The sequence below is a fragment of the Streptomyces macrosporus genome (genome assembly GCF_039533145.1).
Lineage (GTDB): Bacteria > Actinomycetota > Actinomycetes > Streptomycetales > Streptomycetaceae > Streptomyces > Streptomyces macrosporus.
Genome location: NZ_BAAASZ010000003.1, coordinates 289,500 through 296,811, shown reverse-complemented (window position 1 = coordinate 296,811; position 7,312 = coordinate 289,500). Strand labels below are relative to the sequence as shown.

The window sequence follows — 7,312 nt, the reverse complement described above, 5'->3', positions numbered from 1 at the left end:
CCCACGTTCTTCCCGTCTCGGGCCTTCGGGCTCAGGACTCCAGGAGGCGGTCCCGCAGGCGCTCGCGGAGTTCCGGGGTGAGGCCGAGCCCCCGGGTGAGGTAGCCCTCCACCCCGCCCCAGTGGCCGTCGATGGTGTCGAACGCCGCGTGCAGGTAGGCGGGCCGTACGTCGAAGAGGGGACCGATCAGCTCCATCACCTCCGGCGACATCCCGTCGGCCGCATCGGGGGAGCGTTGGATCCGGTAGCGGTGGTGCGGGGCGTTGGACTTCAGGTAGTCCGCCTCGATCGCCTCCCGCTCCACGTCCAGGGCCAGCAGCGTCACGGCGATCGACAGTCCGGCCCGGTCCTTGCCCGCCGCGCAGTGCATCAGCGCGGGCACGCTGTCCTCGGCCAGCGCGCGCAGCACCCGGCCGTGCTCGGCCGTGCGGCCCGTGATCATCTCCCGGTAGGTGGCGATCATCCGCGCCTCCGCACGCCCGTCGCCCAGTTCGACCCGGAGCCGCGCGAGGTCGCCCTCGCGGACCATCGTCCAGAACTCGGCGCCGTGTGCGGGGTCCGACAACGGAACATTCACGTTTCTCACACCCGGCAGCTCCACATCCGGCCCCTCCAGGGCCTGGTCGGCGGAGTTGCGGAAGTCGAAGACCGTGTGGAGCCCGAGCCGGGAGAGGAAGGCGGCGTCCTCCTCGGTGGCGTGGGCGAGGTGTCCGCTGCGGTAGAGCACGCCCTGCCGCACCCGCCGGCCGTCGACGGTCGGCAGCCCTCCGACGTCGCGGAAGTTGCGCACCCCGGTCAGGACGGGTTCCACGGTCTCGGACGTCATGGCCACTCCTCGTTCTCGGCGTTCCCAGGGCGTTCTCGGGGCTCGGGCGGTCTCCGGTCGTTTCCCGCGGCTCGGGGCGCTCTCCGGTCGGGAGCGCCCGGTGCCGCTCGGCGCGGACGGATCGCAGCCGACCATACGGCATGGACGCCGGACGCCGCCGGTGCGCACGGGGGGCGCCCCGTGGAACAGTGGCGGCATGGACGGGGTCACGAGAGGTCTTCGGGACGGTGCCGCGGCCGGGAGCACGGGCGGTGTCCGGAACGGGGGCGCGGACGACGGACTGTTCGCGCTCCCGACGGTGGAGCCGGCGCCGGGAGCGGTGCACCTGCCCGGGTACCTGGACCCGGCCGCGCAGCGGGAGCTGCTGGACGCCTGCCGCGCGTGGGCCCGGCCGCCCGCCGGACTGCGCACGGTGCGGATGCCCGGAGGCGGCGAGATGTCGGTGCGTCAGGTCTGCCTGGGGTGGCACTGGTACCCCTACGGCTACGCCCGCACCGTGGTGGACGGCGACGGGGCGCCCGTCAAACCGTTCCCCGCGTGGCTGGGGGAGTGGGCGCGACGGGCCGTGGAGGGGGCGTACGGCAATGGGTCGTGCGCCGTCCAGTACGACATTGCGCTCGTCAACTTCTATGACGAAACGGCACGGATGGGAATGCACCGGGACCGTGACGAACGGTCGGACGCTCCCGTGGTCTCGTTCAGCCTCGGGGACACCTGCGTCTTCCGCTTCGGCAACACCGAGGGCCGCGGCCGACCGTGGACGGACATCGAACTCCGCGGCGGCGACGCCTTCGTGTTCGGCGGTCCGTCACGTCTGGCCCACCACGGGGTTCCCCGGGTGCGTCCGGGCACGGCACCCCCGGAACCGGAACTGCGGGGCCGGGTTAACGTCACGGTCCGGGCACGGTAACTTGCCCCTGGCACACGAGGGTTATGATCGGTGCCACCCGTCCACGAGACGTGCTGCTTTCACTCGTTGGGGGGCTGGCGAAGGGTGGCGAATATGTCAACCGCGCCTGCGCTTCCTCTGGGTGACGACTAGCGTTGCGGCGGTGCCGAGAGTCGGTGTTCACCGGCCCGCCGAGACGACCTCAAACCATTTCCGAGGACTGCGATGCCTGAACCCCCGAGCTACGCGGTGCAAAAGGGAAGGGGAAGTTCCGCTCCCATGGCCCCCGCTCCTCTTTCGCCCGGCTCCTCCGGTCCCACCGGTTTCGACGGCGCCCCGAGCGCCCCGCCCGCTCCGGGGAACGGGCGGCGGAAGCGGAACGTGGGCGGAGGCGTCGCGCGCGGCGGGGGACAGCGGCGGCCGAGGGAGACCGCTCTCGACGCCGCCCTGCGGCGCCGCATGGTCCGTCTCGCCGTCCTGCCCGCCGGGCTGATCGCGGTCGCCGCCGCGGCCGTGATCGCCTACGTGCTGCGCGCCATGGGCGGCGTCGACACCGGGAGCCCGACCGGCCCCGACAGCGCCACCGTCTGGGGCGTGCTCGGCGGCGCGCTGCTGCTCGGCTGCGCCGTGGTGGTCGGCGCCGCGCTCTTCGCCTCCTCCGAGGCGCGCGCCGTCCTGGAGCGCTACACCGCGCTGCGGCGCTCCGCCGCCCACCACCGGGCCGAGATCCAGGCCATGCTGCACCGGCTCGAACAGGGCGAGTGGCTGCGGCCCCCCGTCCACGGCCCGCTGCCGGAGCCGGACGGCGACCCCCTGGGCCTCCTCGTCCACGACGTCGTCCAGGCCCAGCGCGCCGCCGAACTGGCCCTGGTCCAGGCCGTCGCGCTGGTGCGCAGCAACGCCAGCGGCAGCGAGGAGAAGGTCGAGGTCTTCGTCAACCTCGCCCGCAGGCTCCAGTCCCTGGTGCACCGCGAGATCGAGCTGCTGGACGAACTGGAGAACGAGGTCGAGGACCCGGACCTGCTCAAGGGCCTGTTCCACGTCGACCACCTGGCCACCCGCATCCGGCGGCACGCCGAGAACCTCGCCGTCCTCGGCGGCGCGGTCTCCCGCCGCCAGTGGAGCCGTCCGGTCACCATGACCGAGGTGCTGCGCTCCGCCATCGCCGAGGTCGAGCAGTACCCCCGGGTCAAGCTGGTGCCGCCCATCGAGGGCACCCTGCGCGGCCACGCCGTCGCCGACGTCATCCACCTGCTGGCCGAGCTGGTCGAGAACGCCACGGTGTTCTCCGCGCCCAACACCCAGGTCCTGCTGCGCGCCCAGCGCGTCACCGCCGGCCTCGCCGTCGAGGTCGAGGACCGCGGCCTGGGCATGACGGCCGCCGAGCAGAACCGGATGAACGGACTGCTCGCGGACCCCGAGCGGGTCGACGTCGCCGAGCTCCTCCAGGACGGACGGATCGGTCTGTTCGTGGTCTCCGCGCTCGCCCGGCGCCACAACATCACCGTCCAGCTCCAGACCAACATCTACGGCGGCACCCAGGCGGTGCTCGTCCTGCCGGACGCCCTCCTGGGCGACGGGACGGAGGACGCGCCGCGGCCCGCCGCGGCGGAGACCGGCGGACACCGTCCGCTGCCCCCCGAGGCGGCACGGGCCGTGCCCCCCGCGGCACCGGCGCCCCCTGCCGTGACGCAGGGACCCGGACCCGCCGCACCCGAACACCGGCCCGCGTCCGCCCCCGTGCCGACGCCCGCCGTGCCGTCCGCCGCGGCACCGACCGAGGTGTCGCCCACCGCTTCGGCCCCGCGCCCGGACTCCCCTGTCGGGGCCGGTGGACCGAGCGACGGCGAGCGCCCCCAGCTTCCGCGCCGCCGTCGCCAGGAGCACCTCGTGCCCGAACTGCGTCAACCCCCGCGGGTCACCGGGGCGTCGAACGAACCCGAGGCCGAGCACAACCCCGGCCTGATGGCAGCCTTCCGCCGGGGCGCCAGCCTCGCCGAGGAAGCCGACGACAACAGCCCCCGCTAGTCCCCGACCGCCCGGCCTCTCACCCCCAAGGAGAAGAACGCGATCATGGTGAGCGATGCCCACATCGGCCAGACGACGGACCTGTCCTGGCTGCTGACCGGTCTCGTCCAGCGCGTGCCGCACACCCGCAGTGCCCTGCTGCTGTCCTCCGACGGTCTGGTGAAGGCCGCGCACGGCCTGGACACCGACACCGCCGACCACCTGGCGGCGCTGGCCTCGGGACTGTACTCGCTGGCCCGCAGCGCCGGAGTCCGCTTCGGCAGCGGCGGCGAGGTGCGGCAGGTGGTCGTCGAACTCGACACCGCCCTGCTGTTCGTCTCGACCGCCGGATCCGGAGCCTGCCTGGCCGTCCTCGCCGACAGCGAGGCGGACGCGGCGGTGCTCGGATACGAGATGGCGATGCTCGTCAAGAGCGTCCGTCCGTACCTGGCCACCCCCGCGCGCCAGCCGGCGGGGCACTAGGCGATGCCGGAGCCCGAGGAGGCGCTGTGGATGGACGACGCGGCCGGACGTCTGGTCCGGCCGTACACCGTCAGCAACGGGCGCACGCGCCCGACGGCCGAGTTCGACCTGCTGACGATGGTGATGGCCACCGGCGTCAAACCGCAGACCTATCTGGGGCCGGACCACGCCCAAGTGCTGAGCCTGTGCGACGGGCCGATGACCGTCGCCGAGATCGCCGCCCATGTGCGGCTGCCCGCGGTGGTCACCAAGGTGCTGCTCTCCGACCTGGTGGACTGCGGCGCGGTGACCACACGGGCCCCCATGCAGATGGGGGCGGATCCGACCGACCGAGAACTGCTGGAGGCGGTGCTGCATGGACTCCGTAAACGACTCTGATCCGTTTCCGACCGCCCTGAAGATCCTGGTCGCAGGCGGATTCGGCGTCGGCAAGACGACCTTCGTGGGGGCCGTCAGCGAAATCGAGCCGCTGAGCACGGAGGAACTGCTCACCCAGGTCAGCGCCGCCACGGACAGCCTGGAGGGCGTGGAGGACAAGCGGACCACCACCGTCGCGATGGACTTCGGACGGATCACCCTCAGCGCCGAACACGTGCTGTACCTGTTCGGCACCCCGGGCCAGGAACGGTTCTGGTTCATGTGGGACGAGCTCTCCAACGGCGCGCTCGGCGCCGTGGTGCTCGCCGACACCCGGCGCCTGGACCAGTGCTTCGCCGCCGTGGACTACTTCGAACGGCGCGGCATGGGCTTCGTCGTCGCGGTCAACGAGTTCGACGGGGCCCACCGCTACCACCCCGACGAGGTCCGGGCGGCCATCGACCTCAAGCCCGAGGTACCGGTGGTGATGTGCGACGCGCGGCACGCCAGCTCCGGCACGCAGGTTCTCGTCACCCTTGTCCAGCATCTGATCGAAACGAGGAGCGGCCATGTCCCCAACGCCGTCGTATGACCCCACCAGCCATCTGCTGCTCACTCCCGAGGACCGCGAGGCGCCGGCGCGGGTGACGAGGCTGCGCGAGCTGGGCATCGGGGAGGCCCCGGTCCCGGAGTTCGACGAGTTCGCGCGCAGACTGGCGCAGATCACGGGTGCTCCCTACGCGATGGTCAACTTCATCGACGAGCACCGGCAGTACTTCGCGGGCCTGTACGCCCCGGGTTCCGACCGGACCGTGGAGCTGGGCCCCGCGCAGCCGGCCCCCGAGGTCGGCCGGGTGATGGCGCGCGACCACGGCTACTGCCCGCACGTCATCGTGCGGCGCAAGGCCCTGGTGCTGGAGGACGTCTGCGACTACCCGCGCTTCGCCGGGAACCCGGTCGTGGACGAGATCGGCATCCGCTCGTACCTGGGCGCACCGCTGATCGACCGCACCGGCATGGCGATCGGGACGGTGTGCGTGGTGGACCAGGAGCCGCGCCCGTGGGGCCGCCAGGGACTGGAGACCATCAAGGGCATGGCCGCCGAGCTGGTGGACCAGATCCACCGGATGGAACAGCGGCAGGGTGCCTGACGGGTCCGTTCCGTGAGCGCCCGGGCGCTCACGGAACGGACGTGTCCGACCGCGCCGGTCGGACACGTCACGGGCGCGGGTCCGCTCACACGGCGGGCTGGGGCTCCAGCTCCTCCAGCCGCACCAGGTCCGAGAGCCGCTCGGACCACTCGCCCTTCGCCGTGCCCAGCGCCACCTCGCCCAACCGCAGCCGCTGGATGTCGGAGGTGCCGGCGGGGGCGAAGATGTGGTGGGCGTCGCGCAGGTAGCGCTCGATGGGGTGGTCGGTGAACAGCCCGGCGGCGGCGTGGATCTCCATGGCGTCGCGCGCCGAGTCCAGGGCGTACTCCACGTTCACCAGCTTGGCGTTCATCAGCTCCGCGTCGCACGGGATGCCCCGGTCGAGCAGGTGCACCGCGTGGTACGCGGCCAGCCGCGCGGTCATCAGCCGCGACTGCATCTGGCCCAACTTCATCTTGATGGAACCGAGTTCGCCCAGGGGGGCGCCGTACCGCTCGCGCTCGGTGCAGAACCGGGCCGTCTCCTCCATGATGGCCTGGTGGATGCCGAGGGACACGGCGGTGAGGTTGGGGCGTCCGTACAGCACGCTGGAGGAGTAGGCGACGGCCAGTCCGTCCCCCTCCTCGCCGAGCCGGTTGGCCGCGGGGACACGGCAGTTGTCGAAGATCAGCTCTCCGAAGCTGAACCCGTGCAGTCCCATCGCGGGCTTCTGGGGGGCCAGGGAGAAGCCGGGGCGGTCGGACTCCACCAGGAAGGCGGTCAGCCCCTTGGAACCGGGGCCGGTGCGGACCACGACCCCGTGCACGTCGCCGACGTGGCTGTTGCCGACGAAGACCTTGCGGCCGTTGAGGACGTAGTCGTCGCCGTCGCGGACGGCCGTGCTGGCCATGCCGAGGACGTGGCCGCCGGACTCCGGTTCGGTGACGGCGATGGTCGGCAGGCAGTCGCCCGCGGCGATGGCGGGCAGCCAGTGCTTCTTCTGCTCCTCGTCGCCGAAGTGGATGATCTTGGCGACGCCGAGCTGCGACGCCTGGACCATGGCGCCCATGGCTCCGCTGACCCGGGCGAGTTCCTCGATGATGATGGTCTTGGCGAGGTGGCCCGCGCCCATGCCTCCGTACGGGACCGGTATGGTCACCCCGATCCACCCCTGACGGGCTATCAGGCGGGACAGTTCGTGGGAGACGGTGCGAGAGGCCTCCATGTCGGGTATTCGAGGCCCAATCTCGCGCTCGGCGAACTCCCTTACCTGACGGCGCAGCTCCCTGTGCCGCTGGTCGGCGAAATAACGATCCATGACGAGCCCTCTTCTGCGGTTACGCCCCCGCCTGCCGGTCGGGTGGGGTCGGAGTGTCGGCAGTGACCCCGCCGGGTGCGGCCGACACTGCCAACGTTGTCTCCAACGTGTCGGTCATAACAAGATCACCTTCGGAGGCGTGGGGCAAGTGCCACCGACACCTTCGTCGGTCGGGGGTGAGTCCCCGTGGTGGGGGGTTGAATTGGACATGATTAGGGTCGAGCGGATGTCCCGGGAGCACTACCCAGTGGCATAGCCCGACTACACGCACGTCCGATGTCGCCGACATCACACCGGAGAAT

General features: G+C 71.8%; 8 protein-coding genes. 6 read left to right on the top strand and 2 right to left on the bottom strand.

Annotation, left to right across the window (positions count from 1 at the left end; translation table 11 throughout):
* Nucleotides 1-31: 31 nt before the first annotated feature.
* Nucleotides 32-826: a tyrosine-protein phosphatase gene (locus ABD335_RS01790; protein ID WP_344320195.1), complete on the bottom strand. Its 795-nt coding sequence runs from the start codon at nucleotides 824-826 to the stop codon at nucleotides 32-34.
* A gap of 196 nt (nucleotides 827-1,022) precedes the next feature.
* On the opposite strand from ABD335_RS01790, the gene ABD335_RS01785 reads away from it, so the two are divergent.
* From ABD335_RS01785 to ABD335_RS01760, 6 genes are all read left to right on the top strand, one after another.
* Entirely contained in the window at nucleotides 1,023-1,736 is a 714-nt protein-coding gene (locus tag ABD335_RS01785; RefSeq protein ID WP_344320194.1) for an alpha-ketoglutarate-dependent dioxygenase AlkB family protein, read from the top strand.
* Between the two features lie 258 nt (nucleotides 1,737-1,994).
* Nucleotides 1,995-3,743, top strand: coding sequence for a sensor histidine kinase (locus tag ABD335_RS01780; protein ID WP_425583523.1), 1,749 nt, complete (start codon nucleotides 1,995-1,997; stop codon nucleotides 3,741-3,743).
* 45 nt (nucleotides 3,744-3,788) lie between these two features.
* Nucleotides 3,789-4,205 (top strand): roadblock/LC7 domain-containing protein, encoded by a 417-nt coding sequence (locus ABD335_RS01775; RefSeq protein WP_344320193.1) that lies wholly within the window; start codon nucleotides 3,789-3,791, stop codon nucleotides 4,203-4,205.
* Nucleotides 4,206-4,208: 3 nt separating this feature from the next.
* The gene (locus ABD335_RS01770) at nucleotides 4,209-4,583 is read left to right on the top strand and encodes a DUF742 domain-containing protein (RefSeq protein ID WP_344320192.1); all 375 of its coding nucleotides are present in this window, start codon (nucleotides 4,209-4,211) and stop codon (nucleotides 4,581-4,583) included.
* Nucleotides 4,561-5,154 (top strand): GTP-binding protein, encoded by a 594-nt coding sequence (locus ABD335_RS01765; protein WP_344320191.1) that lies wholly within the window; start codon nucleotides 4,561-4,563, stop codon nucleotides 5,152-5,154. Before ABD335_RS01770 ends, ABD335_RS01765 begins: the two co-directional genes overlap by 23 nt.
* Nucleotides 5,132-5,713 carry a GAF domain-containing protein gene (locus ABD335_RS01760; protein WP_344320190.1) on the top strand — a complete coding sequence of 194 codons (582 nt, stop codon included), beginning with the start codon at nucleotides 5,132-5,134 and terminating at the stop codon, nucleotides 5,711-5,713. Before ABD335_RS01765 ends, ABD335_RS01760 begins: the two co-directional genes overlap by 23 nt.
* A gap of 85 nt (nucleotides 5,714-5,798) precedes the next feature.
* On the opposite strand, the gene ABD335_RS01755 is transcribed toward ABD335_RS01760, so the two are convergent.
* Nucleotides 5,799-7,010 carry an acyl-CoA dehydrogenase family protein gene (locus tag ABD335_RS01755; protein ID WP_344320189.1) on the bottom strand — a complete coding sequence of 404 codons (1,212 nt, stop codon included), beginning with the start codon at nucleotides 7,008-7,010 and terminating at the stop codon, nucleotides 5,799-5,801.
* Nucleotides 7,011-7,312: the final 302 nt, after the last annotated feature.